We start from the raw sequence: 17,223 nt of genomic DNA on the forward strand, positions 1-17,223 counted from the left end.
GTTGAAACACCCACCCTCAAGGCTGCAGAATTTCTACAATCCCCCGATAGCCGTCAATCCGGACCCGCTGTCCGTTCTTGAAGCGCTGAGTGGCGCGATCGACATCCATGACGGCTGGAATGCCGTATTCGCGGGCAATGATGGCACCGTGGGACAGGCTGCCACCCGCTTCAGCCACAATGCCACCCACCTGGGCCAGAATGGGAGACCAGCCAGCATCGGTATAGGGGACGACCAAAATGGTTTGGCGAGAAAGCTGAGCGGGGAGCTGGCGGAGCGATCGCAGCACCTCTACGGTTCCCTCTGCGATGCCGGGGCTGGCTCCAATCCCCCGAACGGATCCGGCGGCGGCAGGGGCAGGGTTTTGCAGGATGCTGAGGGGAGGGGGCGTTCCATAGACGACCGCAGGCACGCCTTCCAGGTTCTGGGCCAGCTCGAATTCGCGGCTGCGTTCTGCCACCTGTTGGGAGAGTCGCGCCTTGAGGGGTGGGGAGGGCCGAGCGACCCATTCTCGCAGCTCGCTCAAGGTCAGGAAAAATAAATCTCCCGACTGTCGCAGCAGTCCTTGGGAGAGCGCGTCTTGCTCTAAGGCGAGCAGTGCGTAGCGCAACTCTGCCAGCAATCGGCTGTACACTTCGGCGACCTTGCCCTTCAGGGCTAATCGGCGCTGCACGGTTCGGGCAGGCCAGCTCTGACGCTTGCGTTCGGTCTGGTTTGGCGCTGGGCCGAGGTTTTTCAAAAGCAGCCAGAGGGGCTGGGGATCTTCCTTCCAGGTGGGAACAGAAATATCCGTCGCGACATCGCTCAGATAGCCGTACTGTGCTAAGAATGCTTCCATCGCCCGATGGAGGGGTTCGAGGGAATCGGGATCGGGTGTTTGAAGGGCTTCCGGGTGGAGAGCTGCGAGTTCGCGGAGCGATCGCAGGGCTGCTGTCTCCGGCAGTACGGACGCATCCAGAGCCGCATCCTCAACGCGCCATAGTTTTTGCCGAACGGCAGCGCTCAGGGGAGCCAAAATGCTAAAGAGGGTGGCCCGCCGCAGTGCCAACAGCACTGCATCGATACGCTCTAAAATTGCTGGGGCGGTTGAGGGCGCGGCTTGAGCGGCAATTTCCGCTAGCAATGGCGCGAATACGGTGCGGTATTCGCGCCTAAACGCACCGGGCAGCGTCCACTCTTGCCACAGTAGCGCTGTCAGCCCTGGCAGGGTCTTGAGCATGGCGAGGGGAGAAGGCCGACCCATGGGGGCACCCCGCGTTAGAAATTCCAGACTTTCGGCAGGCAAACCCATCCGGCGAAACAACTCTCCCAGGAGCGTCGCGTTAAAGTAGGCATGGCCGTAGTGCAGGGTGGCTAGATCTCGGACCTGAAAGGGATCGGAGCGACCTCCCAAAATGGATCGAAACAAACCCGCCCAGACGCCGCAGGTGAGGGGTTGATTGATCGACCACGTCAGGGGACGAATGACGCCCGGAATGACCTCGGCGGCAATGCGCCGCGTCCAGATCGGCAGCAGCGTCGTAATGGTTCGCGTCTGGAGTACCCATAGGGTTTGGCCGTCGTAGGTCCACTCCATATCCTGAGGGACGCCGTGGAAGCGGGATTCCAGGTCCCGCACCAGCAAGGCCACGCGCCCGATCAAGTCCCTCGGCAGCCGCCCCATTTCGCCTTGAATTTCCAGCTCCTCAGGCAGCGTGCTGTCCGATGGAACCCTGACTGAGTAACGTTCTGGGGTAATGTGGCCCGAGACGACATGGGTCGCCTTGCCCGGCAATCCTTCGATCGCCACGACCTCCCCATCCCCCGAAGACGGATCGCGGCTGAAGGCCACGCCTGAATATTCTCCCTGAATTTGCACCTGCACGATGACCGCCATCCCGCCTTCGGGGACGCCTCGGCTTTGGCGGTACTGCGCGGCAACGGGGTCGTCGTAGCAGTCCTGACACTGGGCGATCGCCCGTCGCAAGCCTTCCCGCGAAGTAACGTCCAGTACCGTCTGGTACTGCCCCGCCGCCGAAGCGCGATCGGAATCTTCTCCCATCGCAGAGGAGCGCACCACCCAAGGCCGTTCCGCACTCGGATGGAGGGATTTAATCAGCGGTTCTGCATCGTCGCCCGGCGGCAACACCCATCCTTCGGGGACGGCGTAGCCCCATTGCTTCAACTGGGCTAGGGTGGCGGCTTTTTGGCCGACTTTACGGGCCAGTAAAGGCCGATCTAGAGAAACCAATCCGCTCGTTCCTCCTAATAGCTGAAATACGCCCTGACTCTCTGCGTTCGCCTGCTCCGCAGGCAGCGCCAAATCTTCGGGAAGTTGGAGATAAATCCAGGCCAGAAGACCGGAAAGAGCGATCGCCATCAGCGTCTCAGACAGTCCCTGGCGCAGCAGCGCAACGACCATCGGCAGCGCCATCAACGCCAGCCAGCGAATTTTCCGCTTTTCCGACACAACCGCCGACATTCCGCCACTGGCTAAAAACATCGTTAGGGCCACGCGCCAGTCGTAGGTTGCGACGCCCCACACGACATTCGTGGTGCCCGCTCCGCGCCCAATCCAGTAGCGGCCTGCCAAGAGCGCCACCAGCGCAGCCAGCTCTAAGGTTGGGTTATCGGGTAACAACGCCCGCACGCCTAGCACGGCCCCCACGCCCTTAGCCGCCTCCGCTAGCACGGACAGCACCCCCACGCCCGTACCGCCGTGATAGAAGGCCGCAGAGACTCCAATATTACCCGTGCCCAACTCCGTCAGCTTTTGGCCCGTCAGACCGCGCACGATCCAACCCGTAATCGGCATTCCCCCGATCGCCGGACAGCCGATTGCCAGAAACGCAATGCCCCACATATCGCTCATCGCTATCACGTCTACGAACTCTCCTGACGACGCCAGGCGGTAATGGGTGCAATGCGGAGCGGCCAGATGAGGGTTAAGTCAGAGAGACTGATGGGATCTTCTCTTACAATCGCAGAACCGACACCTTCTAGGGACTTAGCCCAAATGCTACCTTGAACTTGAGCAGAGGTCGTAACTTTAGAGGCTGGCGCAACTAACGTCAGAAAGAGAGTTGCATTTCCACTCAGGTTAACCCCATGGGGAGATGCCGCGTCCGGCGATGGATAAACATAAAGCTGAGTCCGAACTGCTGATTTGGGACATTCAGTTCCAATAGGTGTCCCTGGGGGACATTTTTGCTCGATCGCAGGGTCTGCTTCGGTCCCCGCGAGTGTAACGGGTCCACGCGCGTAAATTACTAACTTTGAGCCGGAGGCTAGCAAAATTTTGCCGCCCCCCGCAATCGTAAGTCCTCCTTCCAAATCCAGCACCACGGTGTCCGAACCCGTTCCCACCTGCAGAACTGCTGCGGAATTGGTTAATTTGATGGATTGACCGTCGCTAGCCTTAACGTCGTAGATGACAGCCCTGTTGCTAGTTGAAGCAATTGAATCCGTTTGGGATTGACTCACAGTTGTATCATTCGAGCTTGGCGCAGAGTTGTCGCTAGCGGCAGGTTGTCCGAGGTCAGACTCAGACTGCTGGGGACTGGGCAGAGAAACGCTGTCGTTATCGATCGGATCGACCGATAGGGTTTCAGACAAAGTGGCAAAGGACGCGCTAGAGACGGTTGGGAGTAATGCAGGAAAGTCGATTCCCGGCGCGGACTGGTAGGCATAGGGAGGCTGAATTTGCGTTTTAAGCCTTTGCACTAGAGCAGCGTGTGCGGCATCTCCCGGACAGGTGGCGTCTCTAAAATTGGCGAGCAACTGAACTGAGCTATCGATGGTGGCTGCCTGAGGTTGTTCGATCCAGAGTCCAGGAGCGTTGCCTACCCGTGGAGCGCGGGTGATATCGAAATCGACTTTAAGTTGGGTTCTGGCCAGACTCACAGCATCGTCGGGATTGATGCGGCCCTCAACCACCAAAGTTCCAGTCTTAGGATCTGGCTTATATTCATAGCTAATCAACCGAAACTGTCCATCCTTTGGGTTGGTAGAGACGTTACTCCAGTCTCGCTCGGCATAGGACCGAATGCGGGCGATATCATCCGGGGTCATGCCGCACGGGTCCAGCTCTGTCTCGGAAATTGCAGCCCAGGCAGAGAGAGGGGAAGATGTCGCTAAGCGACTGTAGCGATTTAAGAGGGCCTGCAACTGAGCGACGCCATATTCCGCTGCTGCCGAACTCCGGGCATTGGCTTTCTGGGCGATCGCCGAAATCCGATTCTGATTGGAGCGCTCGATCGTCATGACTCCCAGCAGAATCGCAATCAGCCCTACACCTAGGACAACGGGGAGCACAAATCCCCGATGGGGGTTGGGTGTAGGTTGAGTCTTGCGAGTTGGAACGAGGGACGGCATGGTCGTACCTGTAGGGATGCCAAATTGAAGAAGGTAGGGGAAATGGAGAAGAGAGGAGGTGCGGGTGAGAAAGTCGGGATCGACCGATCGTCAATCAGTCATGCTGCCTTGCCTTCAACATATCAACTTCGCTTCGGCCCTGTCTACGGCGATCGCTGCCGATCTCTCAGGCTCGAGAGTTCGCAAAATATCGTGCGGGCGTCTACCCCCCGGTGCCCTAACCGTAGTAGGGTAACACCTCGCTCCAGAGCGGCCTTGCACCAGCTTTCCAGGCCTGCCATCCTAGCGTCAGCATGGCGTTGGCGAGCTGTTGCCGATCGATGGGGGTCTGGGCGTCCATCGCAAGCACTTGGTGAAGGCCCGTCTCGGATTCGATCCGCTCGCTCCACTCCGATTGGGGCATCAGGCGATCGGGGGAAACAACGGTCAACCCATCTTCAGCAGCCCGGATTCGGTAAATTGCGCCGTAGACGGTACCGCGCTGTCCGGCCTGACTTACCGCGACGCTCCACTCCTTTTGGGCGGTCGTCCGGGCCGCGATCCAGGCGGCGATCGCCAAGCTAGAAAAGCCAAATAGGGGAAGATTCAGTTGCTGTGCTAAGGTTCGGGCCGTCACAACGCCGATGCGGGTACCGGTAAAGCTGCCGGGGCCTTTGAGCGCGGCAATCCAAGCGAGATCTGTCCACCGCTGCGGCGCCATGAAGTCTCGGAGCAGTGGCTGCAGTTGGGAAGACAAATCTCGATCTAAATGCCAAGATTGATAGCGGCGATCGCCTTCTGGCAAACCAATCGCCAACGTCAACGCGGCAGTGGTCGTATCTAGTCCGAGACCGTAGAAATGCTCGATGGGAGGGGAATTCAGAGTCATGTCGAATGTGAAAATCGCTCAGATGTGGCCGTTAAGGTTGCAGCGGTTCGGCTGTTTTTCGCCAAAACTCACCGCAATCCCTAGAAATGCGCGACCGTCGCGCGGGAATTGGCGATCGGTCGGACATGACGCATATTGCCCAAAGTAGCGCATCGTCCACTAAGATTTATGTAGACTCTGAGAATTTCGATTGTTTCATCCATCTTCTTTCAAGGGGTTAAGCCAAAGGCTAACCGTGATTTACCCGCGCCTTAGGTTTGAGCGTTCGTTCTGTTCGGCTTCTCAATTTCTAGAGTTGGTTGATTTTTAGGGCCAATTTTAACGGCCAGACTTAAGTAGGCACCAATCGATCTAAATGGATCCGCTTCACGAGTACTCATCAGAACTAGTATTTGAGACTGATAGCAGTCTACAGCTTCTGTTGTTTATCGATAAGCGATCGAGTTCCAAAGAACAGCTCCGCCAAGTACAGGATTATCTGGAGACGCTGCGGGAAACCTGTGCTTTTGAGCTTCAAATTATCGACATTGAAGATCAACCTTACTTGGCCGAGTACTTCAAGCTAGTCATTACGCCCGCGTTGATCAAGATCTTGCCCGAGCCTCGTCACATTTTGGCTGGCAACAACCTCGTCGCTCAGCTGGCAGAATGCTGGCCCAACTGGCAGCACGCGATGGCGATGGCAGAAACGCGTCCGACTTCGCAGAACGTGTTAGCCCAGTCCGTCCAGGCAATGAGGTTGTCCGACGAAATTTTTCAGCTCCGGCAAGAAAATGAAGCCCTCCAAGAACAAGGGAACTTCAAAGACCGCATCATTGCAATGTTGGCCCACGATCTTCGCAATCCGCTCACCGCAGCGGCGATCGCCCTAGAAACCCTGGAGGGCCAGTGGGAACCTTCCAACTCGGGACAGATGGTGCTTCCTCCCGAGACCATGGCGCGTTTGGCCCATCACGCGCGATCTCAGATGCAGGTCATCGAGCGGATGATCACCAACTTGTTAGATGCATCGCGGGGCAGAAGTTCCGAACTCAAAATTAGCCCCCGAAAGCTAGATTTAGGTGCCCTGTGTCCCCTCATTATCGAGACGCTACAGCCCAAGGCAGAGGCCAAGACCCAGCATTTAAAGATAGACGTCCCGCCCGACTTACCTTACGTCCACGCCGATAGCGACCACATCCGCCAAGTTCTGATGAACCTGCTCGATAACGCCATTAAATACACCCCAGAAGGGGGCGTTATTAAATTTTGCATCCTGCACCGCACCACGCAAAAAGTGCAAATCAGCATTTCCGATGACGGCCCTGGTATTCCCCTTGAGAAGCAAAAAGCCATCTTTTACGACGCCTTCCGCCTAGAGCGCGATGAATTAAAAGAAGGTTACGGCATTGGGTTAGCCCTGTGTCAGCGCATCATCCGCGCTCACTACGGCCAAATCTGGGTCGATTCCACCCCCAATGAGGGCAGTAGCTTTAACTTTACGCTTCCGGTCTATCGCTCCTAAAAAGCGCACCGACAGATGCCGAAGGCGCCAAGCTGTCGCCACGAAGCAAAATGCCACAATTTTAGTCATAAAAGTTTATAGGTTGGATGTCTAGATGGCTTCACAACCGTAGTACGCTGAGAGCAATTGCCCCGTTTGCAACATCATTAAGGGATAAGATTTATGGTTCAGCGCGGTTCTAAAGTTAGAATTCTCCGTCCAGAGTCTTACTGGTACAACGAAGTCGGTACGGTTGCGTCTGTAGACCAAAGCGGTATCAAGTATCCAGTTATCGTTCGTTTTGAAAGCGTAAACTACACTGGCTTCAGCGGCAGCGCTGGCGGTGTGAATACCAACAACTTTGGCCTCCATGAGGTAAAAGAAGTTGAAGCACCCAAGGCCAAGGCTAAAGCTTAGTAGCAGGCGTTCGATCGATTTAAACAGCCCGAGGCTTTTTCGATGCCTCGGGCTTTTTCTATGGGCGGTATGGGCGATCGCAACTAGACGGAAGAGCGATCGCATTCAAAGTTATGGGTGGAAGATCTCAATTTTTTGTAGCTCGAAGCAGTGGAATGCGGGTTAAACGATATGAAAAGGGTTTAGCAGTAGAACTCCTGTTCCAGCAAAGTCACTCGTATTTCGCGTGACCAGGGTTAAGTCGCAGGTGAGTGCGGTAGCAGCAATCTGTTTGTCAAGAGCATTGTGGGGATGGGGCACGCGCAATCTTCCCCAAACTTGGGCCTCTAGGGCGGTGAAATCGAGAATACGATCGGCGTAGTCCTCTAAAACAGTCTGCAACCAGGTTTCTAATAGAGCAGCTTGGGGTTTATCGCCGCGATGCCGAATGAGTTCGACTCCTCGCTGCAATTCGCCGATGGTAATAACGCTGAGATAGAGCGGGGCACCTCGTAGGACGGCTTGCTGAAAGAATTGCAATACGCCGGGATTCGCCTTGTTGCTTTTACGCAATTCGCTAATGACGTTGGTATCAATCAAATATTGGTCGAGTGGTGTCATCTTGCGATCGCTCGAAGTCTGAGTCGTTGCCAACGTTAGGGATCTGGCTGAGTACATCTGCGAACGATTTTTTTTGCGGTTGCAGCAATGCTTGTTCTAGAATTTTGCGGTGTTCGGCTTCGGCACTGACGCCATGATTGCTTGCCCGCTGTTTCAGCGCTTTGACGATGGTTTCATCAATGTTTCGGACAATTAAACTGGCCATAAACTCTCTCTGTTTTGGAGTGGCGTTGCATTCTCTATTTTTTAGATGATAGCATTGATATCGTTAATTGGAGACGATTGGGTTGAGAACGGCGATCGCCCTGTTTGTCGATGATGTGTTGAATGGGCGATCGCAGACCACAGAATTAGACGCACGATCGCGCTACAACTTCCAGAACATCTGGAGAAGATCGCTGATAATACCGATTATCCAACTGAATTGAGTCAACCATATATTACGTCCATGTAATATCATTAAAGAATGGTATGGGAAATTGAATATACAAACGAATTTGGCAGCTGGTGGAATGAGATCGGCGACCAGGAACAGAATGATGTTGTGGCTGTGGTCAATCTTCTGGCAGAAAAGGGGGCAAATCTAGCTTTCCCTTATTCTTCAGGAATTGTCGCATCTAAGCATTCCCAGATGCGGGAGTTGCGCGTACAAAGTGGTGGAAAGCCTTTAAGAATTTTCTATGCTTTTGACCCGCGACGGACGGCCATTCTTCTAATTGGTGGGGATAAGACTGGGGATAAGCGATTCTATGACAAATATATTCCTATGGCTGACAGGCTCTATGACGTTTATTTAGATGAATTAAGAAAGGAAGGGTTGCTATGAGTGGACACCACAAGTTTTCTCAGTTAACCGAGGATTTTTCTGAGGAGCGCCAAGCTGAAATTAGCCAAAAGACTGTCCAGCTTAAGGCAGAGATGGCTCTTGGTGAGTTACGACAAGCGCTTCAACTCTCTCAGGTGGAGTTGGCAACCAGTCTTCAGGTTAAACAACCTGCGATTTCGCGTCTTGAGAAACGGACGGATATGTATGTTAGCCACTTAAGGAAGGTGATTGAAGCAATGGGCGGTGAGTTAGATATTATTGCTAGGTTTCCTGAGGGGGAGGTGAAAATTGATAATTTCAGTGGGATGAGTGACTGCTCTATGGGTCAGGAATAAGTAAGGAGGACGATCGCCCAGCTCCAAAAACGCGATCGTAGACCACAGCATGAGATGCACGATCGCGGTTCCAAGCCCCGAATCACTTGAGATATTGACGTAGAATTCGGTCATCTGTATGGATTATTCATCGTCCTGGGGTGGATGCCAACCCACGGTCGTCCAAGCTTGTCTAACCGTTACTGCGTAAATATTGTTGAGCTGTAGGGCTAAAACCGTAGCACGGCCACAAGGTGTTAGGCCGATGATGTAAATACCATCTTCTGACCAAGTGAAGTGTTGTGACCACTTTTGAGTTCGTGGGTTGAATAATTGGACTGCCCGATCGTTAATGAGATCTGTCGCCTTTGTTTGAGCACCTTTATAGGAGTTGCATAATCGGCAGGACAGCCAAAGGTTTGCCTCATTATCGTCGCCACCAGAAGCTTTTGGGATAATATGCTCGATTTCGAGAACGCCCAAAACGTACTTTTGTAGACTTTGACAATACCCGCACCGATTTTTTGCCGCGTCTCTAACTCTGGTTTTGACGTTTTCTGGAATGTAGGAAGTGCTTACGAATTGAGCGGTTCCATTAACCCACGTTTAACAGCTTCAGCTAGTGCGGTTGCTTTGCGGAGTAAGCCTTCCCGATAGATTTGCATCAAGTTGTCGAGTTCTTGAGGCTCCTCAGGATTGAGGGTTCCAGATTGTTGCTTATCGAGGAGTTCACTTAATCGCGTATCTTGAGAAGGCTCCATTTCTAAGTGGGTCAATGCCATCACTTGTCGATCGGACAGATCGGAAATGGACGGGAGTGTATTGCTTTGAGCGCTGATGAGTGGCAAAGAGTGGGTCAGTGTATCGGCAAGAACGCTGGGCAGGTCGCGGTTCGCAAGATGCGCAAGGCGTTCTGCTCGACGGTAAACGTCGTCGGGTAAGTTGATAGTAACGGGAATATCCATAAGCTGTCCCTCTCTGTGCCTTTAATCATTTTCGCTTAAATTAGCGTTCTGGGGCAATTCGCTAAATCTACTGCCAAGAAGCGCTTAGCCCCAAAAACGCGATCGCAGACCACAGCCCTAATCATGCGATCGCAGTTCCAAACCCCGAATCGATTGAGACATCGGTGGAAAATTCGGTCATCTGCATGGATTATTAAGCTAATTATTAAGTTTTGGGAAAGAAAATAAAACTGAGCCAGACTGGCGGGCGATGTTCAAAAAAAAGATTATGGCAGGCCCGATCGCCACGTTGACTGCTAATCTGCTCGCAATGCCAAAGGTCTGCTTTGCTGAAGTGGGCGATCGCAGACGAGGGCATTCGGTGCAAATTTGTGTCCAGCGTTATTGAGTGGGATAGCAGATCGAAACCACCTTATTCAATCGAATAGAGATTAAAAGATGCATTGGTTTTTCATCTAACTATTCACTCAGTTTAACCAGATATAACATACGCACATAAACGCCCTATAATCTAAATAATTTGTAATTTTTCCGTTTTTATTTAAGGTGCGATGACTCAAAAAGAAAAAAGAAACTCAAAAATAACATCTCAGGGAATAAAAAACGAATTAAGATCATTTAACTTTGTTAAAGCCATCTCAGAGTATATTTGGAACGGATTCGATGCTAATGCACGCTGCGTAGAAATCATATATGAGTATTTAGAAATTGGACACATTACAAAGCTTCAAGTGATTGACAACGGGGATGGAATACCTAGATATCAAATAGGCGAAAAACTTGATCCCGTATTCTCGTCAACGAAAATCAAAAACGAGGAGGACTTAAGATGTCAAACTTCATTGCCACATGGCAAAAAAGGTTACGGGAGATTTTCATTTTTCTGTTTCTGCCAGCAAGCTGAATGGGAAACAATTTATAAAAGCAATGAGAGCGATAAATCTCTAAAGTATTCAGTAAAAATTGACTCTTCAGACCTCGTAACATACACCCTCTCTGAAGATATCAAAACCAGCATAAAAACTGGAACCATAGTATCATTCTATGGAATTTTTGACTCACTAACTGACATCAATCTAAATAGAGACCTTGTCGATTATATAACAGTAGAGTTTGGATGGTTTTTAGCACTCAAAAACTATTCAATAAAAATAAATGGTGAAGAATTAAACTACACTGTAAATATCAATGATTGTAAAGAAGAGATACTAAATTTAGGAAGTGACAAATTCTCAATAAAGTACATTCAATGGAAAGCTAGGCACGGAGAAGCTTCTAAATATTACTTCTTGAATGAAGACTCTGAAGAGATTTGCAAGATAACAACGAAATTAAATCGAAAAAGCGACAATTTTTACCATAGCACATATGTTGAAAGTAATTTTTTTAATAATTATATTCCAGGACAATATCAAAAAATATTTGAAGGGAACACTCTACCCTTGCAGTCTATAGAAAGTGAAAAAGAAAATACATTCAAGACTTTACAATCTAAGTTAGAAGATTTTTTAAGTCATAAGAGAAAGCCTTTTTTAAGAGAGTTCTCAGAAAAGTTAATTTCTGAACTTGAAACAAAAGGTATTTTGCCAGAATTCAAGAATGAATACGAATATCAATACAAAAGGCTCGATTTGATTGAGATAATTAAAGTATTGTATGAAGTTGAGCCAAAGCTCTTCGTTCGTTTAAATGAAGAACAAAAAAAGACTTTTGTAAGATTGCTGAACTTAATACTAGACTCTGGTCAAAGGCAAGATTTGTTTAATATAATTGAAGAAGTTATTGAGCTAGATCCATCTGAGAGAGAAGAGATGTCTAGATTGCTCAAAAAAACACAACTATCCAATATCATAAAAACCATAAAACTTGTTGAAGATAGATGTTCCGCAATACAAGATCTAAAAGTATTATTGAAGCCTGACTTCGGATCGAATGAACCTCAGCATATTCAAAAATTTATTGAAGCGCATTACTGGATATTTGGCGAACAATATCAGCTTGTAACTGCTGCGGAGCCAGATTTTGAAGAGGCTTTGAGAAGGTACCTATATTTATTGAGAGGAACCAAAAATAACATAAAAATATGCCATCCAGATAAAAATAAGGAAATGGATATTTTTATGTGCCGTCGAAAGATCGATGACAAAGAAGAAACCATTGAAAACATTGTAGTAGAACTCAAGAATCCAAAAATAAAATTAGGAAAGAAAGAATTAGATCAAGTTGAGACTTACATGAGAACAATTTTAAATATACCTGAGTTTAATGCTTATGCGAATAATAAATGGAGTTTTATTTTGGTAGGCAATGATTTCAGAAAAACCAAACATGAGAGCAAACCATATGTTCAAAGTAAAATTGATCAATTAAAAAACTGGGGAGAACGCTCTTTGGCAGGAATTGAGCCAGACATGAACTATAAAATATATGTCAAGAAATGGTCTGAAATAACTACTGAATTTGAAATTAAGCATAAATTTTTACTTGATAAACTCAAGATTAAAAGACAGCGAATCCAAGAAGCTGAATCTCCAGACCAAATTATAAGTAATCTCCCATACAACTCTGGTATAGCATCACCTGAGGTTTCCATTCCTTGTTAAGAGAAGTTTCATCGAGGAACGAAACCCAGCACCAAATTTCAATCTCAAGAAACGTTATCTCGATCAGTGTTGAGCGAAATGTCCCATTCTTTCGTATACTCATCCTCGATATTCAGCACTTGTGAGGGTGATTTGTGTGCCAACGCTTCAAATTCAGGAAGCTTACTCCTTCTGCAAAAAAATATATTCTTGAATACAGCCAGAATAAAGTTGAAATTTATGAACAGTATGGGTTCTCCTTACAAGGAAGCATCAGCTCAAAAGACTGGGAAGTATTTGCAGCAATTTTGTTGAACGATCGCGCGCGAAGAGGTGATGGGGCGGATTTTGATAACTAGAGCATAAAACAGACATCAATTTTGCAACCAAGTTAGATCCTTCCCGATAACTAACTCTGTCTTCTTCGCATGATGAGTATTCTTCATCGCAATTAACTTCGTCTCAAATTTACAGCGACTTGCCATTGCCTGCACCTCACTGGCATCGTCATACGTCATCAGAAAATTGCCTTGTAGCCTGTACGCTAAATCGAACAAAGCTTCATGATTAATCTCTGAATAACGATAGAGCCGTTGCCCAGCCGCCCTATAAGGTGGGTCAATAAAGTAGACTACATCCTCTCTGTTCGCATTCTTCTCACAAACCTCAAACGCATCCCCTTCAATAAAATTGATCCTGTGCTTGACTTGAGCGATCGCCAGAATTCGCCTTCTCAGCGTTTCAGGATACCAGCGTGAAGTGATTCCCTTACCATTTTCCCCATTCTTGATAAAACTAGCAACCTTTGCCGGAATACCCTCTCGATTCACCCGATTCTTGATAACCTCTCAAGCCTAGGTTTATTCTGCCAATCGCTCGATCAAAAAATGTGCAAAAAAGACAGGGCGATCTCACTAGCAGCAATTGCAAATAAAAACGATGGGTATCTGCCGTATCAAATATGCTCGCAGATATTTATTACCTTTACATATTTGCGTTTTCTAAACTTACAATATAAGTTGATAAGGGGTTCTAAGATTTCAATATGAAAATAGACACAAACGGTCAGATCGCAATTCCTCCTGACATACGCGAACAGCTTGGACTTTTCCCTGGCACAGATATTCAACTGGAAGTTGTCGGCGATACCCTACAAATTCGTAAACCAATCTCCGATCGAGGGACGCAAATCATTGCCACCATGCGTGGGAAAGCCACCGGCAACCTAAGTACTGACGAAATCATGCAGCTCACCCGCGATCGTTCATGACCGATATTCTCGTCGATAGCAACGTCATCCTCGATATCTTGACCGAAGACCCCCAATGGTTCGAGTGGTCGGCCCAAAAGCTTAGAGAATGCGCTAATCAGGGAGAATTGGTCATTAACCCGATTATCTATGCTGAAATTTCCATCGGCTTTAGCCAACCCGAAGCACTAGACACAGCAATCCCTCCAGACTTTTTTCGCCGCGACCCCTTACCCTATAACGCAGCATTCTTGGCCGGACAAAGCTTTCTAGAATATCGTCGTCGCGGCGGCGAACGGCGATCGCCTCTCCCTGATTTCTATATCGGCGCTCATGCTGCTGTTGCAGAAATCCACCTATTGACACGAGACACGAATCGTTATCGAACCTACTTCCCATCCATCCAGTTGATTACACCATAAAGGACAGCAACCATTGGCTCAAATGGATTGGAGGCGATCGCAAACTATTTCTAAACAGGAGCAAATACGATCTTCTGCTATCCCTTACAATCCAAAATGGCAAGTAAACGACAAATCCCCTCATAGGAGTAGATTAGCGCGTAAGTCAACTATCAATACTTCCCGAAAGAACCGCGCAAAGAACAAAGATATTGACTAAAATAGACAAAATTGTATCCGGGATGAAAAAGAGATATTACCGTGCCGGAACTGCCCGAAGTCGAGACAGTGCGCCTTGGACTAAACGAGGCGACCTGCGGAAAAGCGATCGCCGAAGTTGAAGTGTTACTGCCGCGTACGGTCGCTTATCCATCCGTCGATCGATTTCAGGAAGGGTTGCAGGGCGCGCAAATTTTGACCTGGACGCGACGCGGTAAATATTTACTGGCGCAGTTGGGACAAGCTGGCTCCAAAACCGATCGGCCTGCGGGTTGGTTAGGGGTACATCTGCGCATGACAGGTCAGCTCCTGTGGTTGTCAGACTCGACACCGCCTTCCAAACATACCCGCGTGCGGCTGCGGTTCGATCGCCACCGAGAACTGAGATTTGTAGACCAACGCACCTTCGGGCAAATGTGGTGGATTCCGCCGACAGAAGATCCGAACATCGTCGTGGCGGGGATGGGAGCCTTAGGGCCAGAGCCATTGTCCGCAGAATTTTCGCCAGCCTACCTGATGGCCGTAGCCAAGGGACGCGATCGCCCGATCAAAAATGCCTTGCTCGACCAAACCCTAATTGCAGGACTGGGCAACATCTACGTAGACGAGTCTCTCTTTGTGAGCGGCATCCATCCCACCCGTCGCTGTCGCAGCCTTACCGCCACAGAACTTGAAACCCTGCACGGGGCGATCGCGACCGTCATCCAAAAAGCGCTGAAGGAAGGAGGCACCACCTTTAGCGATTTCCGACAGGTCACGGGCATCAACGGCAACTATGGCAGCATCGCCTGGGTCTACCGTCGAACGGGAGAGCCTTGCCGAACCTGCGCCACCCCCATTGCAAAAATCCGCATGGCGGGGCGGTCTTGTCATTTTTGCCCCGTCTGTCAGCCCTAGGGCACAGGTTCAGCCGAAACAAACCCCCTATAAACGAGAAGAACGCGATCGCATTCGATCGGCCACCGTTGCAATGCAGCATCCATCAACTCCGACCCAGAAAAACAGCAATGGCCCGCCAACGCGCTAAATCCGATCTGCCCACCAAAATCTGTCCGGTTTGCGGACTCCCCTTCACATGGCGCAAAAAATGGGCTGACTGCTGGGATGAAGTCAAATACTGCTCCGAACGATGCCGCCGCCGCAAAACATCCCTTCCCGAAGACAAACCCCCGCGTTAAACCTCGAGCTGTTTCCTAGCAAGCAATATTAGCTCCAACCCCCTGAACGATATGACTGCGCTTCAAAAGCGTCTCAACCCCCATCGCACCCTGATTGAACGAACTGCGCCCTATCATCCCTAACGCAACCGTCCCATAGGGTCCGCTTGCGAGACGCGAAAACCGGGGAGACGAATTAATGAAAGCCGTAGCGCTCGTCGTCCCCAGAGTAAACTGCTGGCTTTCTCGGTAAGAATCCGTCACAAAACAATCTGCATGGCCGCTGCTGTGGGCGTTCATCCACTGAATCCCCTCCGCAACCGAGTTCGCCACCTTAAATGCAACGGTTTTATTGAGATAGGGCGTAGACCACTCCCGATCTTCAGCCAACGCTAAATCTGGAAACTCCGCCGTAAGGGTTTCATCGGCCTTCAGGGTAAACTTCTTCTCGCGGAGATGGTTAAAAACCACATTGAGCAGCGAAAAATTGGTATTGGGCGTAATGATGACCTTTTCGATCGCATTCACTGCATCCGGCACCCCTAAATGGCTGTCGACAACAATACTGCGCACCAAATCGCTACTGCCCGTAGACGACCAAAATAAATAGCAGTTACCGATCGCTGGCGTCAACACGGGAGCGGTCTTCTGTTGGGCGATGTCGCGAATAAAACTAGGACGACCGTAGGGAATCACCAAGTCAATCGGCAGCGCCTGGGCCACCAGATCCTTAGGCGTAACGGCGCGATCGCTCACGAAGCTATAGAAACAGCGCTGGTCTAGCTTTCCCTTGCTCAAAACTGTTTTGATCAATTCCGAAAATAAAGCGTGGGTGTGACTGGTTTCAGCACTGCCTCTGACCATCAGACTGTTGCCCGTCTTCAGGCACAAACTGGCCAGCAAAACCGGAAATTCTGGCAAAAACTCGTACAGGCCGCACACGACCCCCAAAGGCATGACGCGAAAGCCGCTGAGATTGTACAAAGAATTTGCAACCGTGCCGCTGCGCACCTGAAGCGGATCCGGGAGGCCCGCAAGCTGCTCGATAAATTGACGCACGATGCCCATTCGGTCAGGCGTTAGCTTCAGCCATTGCAAGGCCAAATCGGTCACGGCCAGATCTCGCGTCGTTTCTAGATCGAGGGTATTCGCTTCCAAGATGGCATCTTGTTGGGACTGGAGGGCGATCGCCAAGTCCTTGAGCGCCAAATTGCGAAATTGAACCGAGGTTTGAGCGAGATTTACAGAAGCTTGACGCGCTTGGTCAACCAGATCCTTCAAAGTCAAAGACTGTAAGTTGTGCATCGGTCAACCTAAGAACGACAGCAAAGGACGTAAAACAGTCGCGATGACTAAGGCTGCCGATACATCGCGAGCCAGATCGTAAAACTCAGCACCGGCACGACAATAAGAATCATCAATAACATCCATACCATGACGCGGCGATCGAGCGGTATAGGGAACACAATAGGGAGGCAGAGCACCAGCAGCAGAAAGAAGGCCGTCAATCCTGCCACAATCCATACGTAACGATTCTGGGGAGCGCGCACTGGCATCCATTCCTGTCCCGTCCAGTACCAAAGCTGTTTGTAAGGATAAATGCTAGAGAGCTGCTCTAAAACGTAGCCATCGGCACGCACCACAAAAATATGCTGGCATTGACTGCAACCAAAGGCTTCAGTTAAAGCAATGGGACTAAGTTGTCCCCGTTTACGACACGGACAAGGGTAGGTACAATCCTGATCGATTTTGCATGCCTTGACTCGGGACACTGCGATCGCAAAAAATT

At 50.0% G+C, this 17,223-nt stretch carries 21 protein-coding genes; 10 read left to right on the forward strand and 11 right to left on the reverse strand.

The genetic code is table 11. The features are described from left to right. Window positions 1-16 precede the first annotated feature (16 nt). The 4 genes from R6H26_RS00570 to R6H26_RS00585 form a co-directional block, all read right to left on the reverse strand. Window positions 17-2,851 carry a glycerol-3-phosphate acyltransferase gene (locus R6H26_RS00570; protein WP_404787408.1) on the reverse strand — a complete coding sequence of 945 codons (2,835 nt, stop codon included), beginning with the start codon at window positions 2,849-2,851 and terminating at the stop codon, window positions 17-19. Between the two features lie 11 nt (window positions 2,852-2,862). Then, entirely contained in the window at window positions 2,863-4,353 is a 1,491-nt protein-coding gene (locus R6H26_RS00575) for a hypothetical protein (RefSeq protein ID WP_404787410.1), read from the reverse strand. A 217-nt stretch (window positions 4,354-4,570) separates the two neighbouring features. After that, window positions 4,571-5,221, reverse strand: coding sequence for a tRNA (adenosine(37)-N6)-threonylcarbamoyltransferase complex dimerization subunit type 1 TsaB (gene tsaB, locus R6H26_RS00580; protein ID WP_404787412.1), 651 nt, complete (start codon window positions 5,219-5,221; stop codon window positions 4,571-4,573). Between the two features lie 18 nt (window positions 5,222-5,239). Continuing rightward, the gene (locus R6H26_RS00585; RefSeq protein WP_404787413.1) at window positions 5,240-5,374 is read right to left on the reverse strand and encodes a hypothetical protein; all 135 of its coding nucleotides are present in this window, start codon (window positions 5,372-5,374) and stop codon (window positions 5,240-5,242) included. Window positions 5,375-5,576: 202 nt separating this feature from the next. Here R6H26_RS00585 and R6H26_RS00590 point away from each other — a divergent pair, with 202 nt between their 5' ends. Together R6H26_RS00590 and R6H26_RS00595 are read left to right on the forward strand one after the other, a co-directional pair. Further along, a complete protein-coding gene (locus tag R6H26_RS00590; RefSeq protein WP_404787415.1) occupies window positions 5,577-6,725 on the forward strand; it encodes a histidine kinase in 1,149 nt (382 codons plus the stop codon). A gap of 162 nt (window positions 6,726-6,887) precedes the next feature. After that, the gene (locus R6H26_RS00595) at window positions 6,888-7,121 is read left to right on the forward strand and encodes a photosystem I reaction center subunit IV (protein WP_404787417.1); all 234 of its coding nucleotides are present in this window, start codon (window positions 6,888-6,890) and stop codon (window positions 7,119-7,121) included. 162 nt (window positions 7,122-7,283) lie between these two features. Here R6H26_RS00595 and R6H26_RS00600 read toward each other — a convergent pair whose 3' ends face one another. Both R6H26_RS00600 and R6H26_RS00605 read right to left on the reverse strand, forming a co-directional pair. Beyond that, window positions 7,284-7,721, reverse strand: coding sequence for a type II toxin-antitoxin system VapC family toxin (locus tag R6H26_RS00600; protein WP_404787419.1), 438 nt, complete (start codon window positions 7,719-7,721; stop codon window positions 7,284-7,286). Then, window positions 7,693-7,926, reverse strand: coding sequence for a FitA-like ribbon-helix-helix domain-containing protein (locus tag R6H26_RS00605; RefSeq protein WP_404787421.1), 234 nt, complete (start codon window positions 7,924-7,926; stop codon window positions 7,693-7,695). Before R6H26_RS00605 ends, R6H26_RS00600 begins: the two co-directional genes overlap by 29 nt. A gap of 261 nt (window positions 7,927-8,187) precedes the next feature. Here R6H26_RS00605 and R6H26_RS00610 point away from each other — a divergent pair, with 261 nt between their 5' ends. Beyond that, a complete protein-coding gene (locus tag R6H26_RS00610; protein ID WP_404787423.1) occupies window positions 8,188-8,547 on the forward strand; it encodes a type II toxin-antitoxin system RelE/ParE family toxin in 360 nt (119 codons plus the stop codon). Continuing rightward, complete coding sequence (locus R6H26_RS00615) at window positions 8,544-8,882, forward strand: XRE family transcriptional regulator (RefSeq protein WP_404787425.1); 339 nt, start codon at window positions 8,544-8,546, stop codon at window positions 8,880-8,882. The genes R6H26_RS00610 and R6H26_RS00615 overlap by 4 nt, the downstream gene beginning before the upstream one ends. A gap of 123 nt (window positions 8,883-9,005) precedes the next feature. On the opposite strand, the gene R6H26_RS00620 is transcribed toward R6H26_RS00615, so the two are convergent. Together R6H26_RS00620 and R6H26_RS00625 are read right to left on the reverse strand one after the other, a co-directional pair. Further along, window positions 9,006-9,425, reverse strand: a complete 420-nt coding sequence (locus R6H26_RS00620) for an HNH endonuclease (RefSeq protein ID WP_404791472.1) — start codon at window positions 9,423-9,425, stop codon at window positions 9,006-9,008. Between the two features lie 11 nt (window positions 9,426-9,436). Next, window positions 9,437-9,826, reverse strand: coding sequence for a hypothetical protein (locus tag R6H26_RS00625; protein ID WP_404787426.1), 390 nt, complete (start codon window positions 9,824-9,826; stop codon window positions 9,437-9,439). Window positions 9,827-10,377: 551 nt separating this feature from the next. On the opposite strand from R6H26_RS00625, the gene R6H26_RS00630 reads away from it, so the two are divergent. Beyond that, window positions 10,378-12,429, forward strand: a complete 2,052-nt coding sequence (locus R6H26_RS00630) for an ATP-binding protein (protein ID WP_404787428.1) — start codon at window positions 10,378-10,380, stop codon at window positions 12,427-12,429. Between the two features lie 134 nt (window positions 12,430-12,563). Continuing rightward, window positions 12,564-12,767: a hypothetical protein gene (locus tag R6H26_RS00635; protein ID WP_404787430.1), complete on the forward strand. Its 204-nt coding sequence runs from the start codon at window positions 12,564-12,566 to the stop codon at window positions 12,765-12,767. Window positions 12,768-12,782: 15 nt separating this feature from the next. Here R6H26_RS00635 and R6H26_RS00640 read toward each other — a convergent pair whose 3' ends face one another. After that, on the reverse strand, window positions 12,783-13,238 hold the full coding sequence (locus tag R6H26_RS00640) for a hypothetical protein (RefSeq protein WP_404787432.1): 456 nt from the start codon (window positions 13,236-13,238) through the stop codon (window positions 12,783-12,785). Window positions 13,239-13,453: 215 nt separating this feature from the next. Here R6H26_RS00640 and R6H26_RS00645 point away from each other — a divergent pair, with 215 nt between their 5' ends. The 4 genes from R6H26_RS00645 (at window position 13,454) to R6H26_RS00660 (ending at window position 15,455) form a co-directional block, all read left to right on the forward strand. Beyond that, window positions 13,454-13,678 carry an AbrB/MazE/SpoVT family DNA-binding domain-containing protein gene (locus tag R6H26_RS00645; protein ID WP_404787434.1) on the forward strand — a complete coding sequence of 75 codons (225 nt, stop codon included), beginning with the start codon at window positions 13,454-13,456 and terminating at the stop codon, window positions 13,676-13,678. Continuing rightward, the gene (locus R6H26_RS00650) at window positions 13,675-14,079 is read left to right on the forward strand and encodes a type II toxin-antitoxin system VapC family toxin (protein WP_404787436.1); all 405 of its coding nucleotides are present in this window, start codon (window positions 13,675-13,677) and stop codon (window positions 14,077-14,079) included. Before R6H26_RS00645 ends, R6H26_RS00650 begins: the two co-directional genes overlap by 4 nt. A 240-nt stretch (window positions 14,080-14,319) precedes the next feature. Then, window positions 14,320-15,174 carry a DNA-formamidopyrimidine glycosylase gene (locus R6H26_RS00655; protein ID WP_404787438.1) on the forward strand — a complete coding sequence of 285 codons (855 nt, stop codon included), beginning with the start codon at window positions 14,320-14,322 and terminating at the stop codon, window positions 15,172-15,174. 110 nt (window positions 15,175-15,284) lie between these two features. Beyond that, window positions 15,285-15,455, forward strand: a complete 171-nt coding sequence (locus tag R6H26_RS00660; protein ID WP_404787439.1) for a DUF2256 domain-containing protein — start codon at window positions 15,285-15,287, stop codon at window positions 15,453-15,455. A 15-nt stretch (window positions 15,456-15,470) separates the two neighbouring features. Here the strand turns inward: R6H26_RS00660 and R6H26_RS00665 are convergent, their stop codons facing one another. After that, a complete protein-coding gene (locus tag R6H26_RS00665) occupies window positions 15,471-16,739 on the reverse strand; it encodes a gamma-glutamyl-phosphate reductase (protein WP_404787441.1) in 1,269 nt (422 codons plus the stop codon). Between the two features lie 47 nt (window positions 16,740-16,786). Continuing rightward, window positions 16,787-17,077, reverse strand: a complete 291-nt coding sequence (locus tag R6H26_RS00670) for a hypothetical protein (protein ID WP_404787443.1) — start codon at window positions 17,075-17,077, stop codon at window positions 16,787-16,789. Window positions 17,078-17,223: the final 146 nt, after the last annotated feature.

Origin of the sequence: Altericista sp. CCNU0014 (assembly GCF_044923475.1) — a bacterium.
Classification (GTDB): Bacteria; Cyanobacteriota; Cyanobacteriia; order Thermosynechococcales; family Thermosynechococcaceae; genus JAAURS01.

What these genes read in the sequence shown, in the direction of transcription:
- R6H26_RS00570 (WP_404787408.1), bottom strand. Translation starts at nt 2,851, where the DNA reads ATGAGCGATATGTGGGGCATTGCGTTTCTGGCAATCGGCTGTCCGGCG.
- R6H26_RS00575 (WP_404787410.1), bottom strand. Translation starts at nt 4,353, where the DNA reads ATGCCGTCCCTCGTTCCAACTCGCAAGACTCAACCTACACCCAACCCC.
- tsaB (WP_404787412.1), bottom strand. Translation starts at nt 5,221, where the DNA reads ATGACTCTGAATTCCCCTCCCATCGAGCATTTCTACGGTCTCGGACTA.
- R6H26_RS00585 (WP_404787413.1), bottom strand. Translation starts at nt 5,374, where the DNA reads ATGCGCTACTTTGGGCAATATGCGTCATGTCCGACCGATCGCCAATTC.
- R6H26_RS00590 (WP_404787415.1), top strand. Translation starts at nt 5,577, where the DNA reads ATGGATCCGCTTCACGAGTACTCATCAGAACTAGTATTTGAGACTGAT.
- R6H26_RS00595 (WP_404787417.1), top strand. Translation starts at nt 6,888, where the DNA reads ATGGTTCAGCGCGGTTCTAAAGTTAGAATTCTCCGTCCAGAGTCTTAC.
- R6H26_RS00600 (WP_404787419.1), bottom strand. Translation starts at nt 7,721, where the DNA reads ATGACACCACTCGACCAATATTTGATTGATACCAACGTCATTAGCGAA.
- R6H26_RS00605 (WP_404787421.1), bottom strand. Translation starts at nt 7,926, where the DNA reads ATGGCCAGTTTAATTGTCCGAAACATTGATGAAACCATCGTCAAAGCG.
- R6H26_RS00610 (WP_404787423.1), top strand. Translation starts at nt 8,188, where the DNA reads ATGGTATGGGAAATTGAATATACAAACGAATTTGGCAGCTGGTGGAAT.
- R6H26_RS00615 (WP_404787425.1), top strand. Translation starts at nt 8,544, where the DNA reads ATGAGTGGACACCACAAGTTTTCTCAGTTAACCGAGGATTTTTCTGAG.
- R6H26_RS00625 (WP_404787426.1), bottom strand. Translation starts at nt 9,826, where the DNA reads ATGGATATTCCCGTTACTATCAACTTACCCGACGACGTTTACCGTCGA.
- R6H26_RS00630 (WP_404787428.1), top strand. Translation starts at nt 10,378, where the DNA reads ATGACTCAAAAAGAAAAAAGAAACTCAAAAATAACATCTCAGGGAATA.
- R6H26_RS00645 (WP_404787434.1), top strand. Translation starts at nt 13,454, where the DNA reads ATGAAAATAGACACAAACGGTCAGATCGCAATTCCTCCTGACATACGC.
- R6H26_RS00650 (WP_404787436.1), top strand. Translation starts at nt 13,675, where the DNA reads ATGACCGATATTCTCGTCGATAGCAACGTCATCCTCGATATCTTGACC.
- R6H26_RS00660 (WP_404787439.1), top strand. Translation starts at nt 15,285, where the DNA reads ATGGCCCGCCAACGCGCTAAATCCGATCTGCCCACCAAAATCTGTCCG.
- R6H26_RS00665 (WP_404787441.1), bottom strand. Translation starts at nt 16,739, where the DNA reads ATGCACAACTTACAGTCTTTGACTTTGAAGGATCTGGTTGACCAAGCG.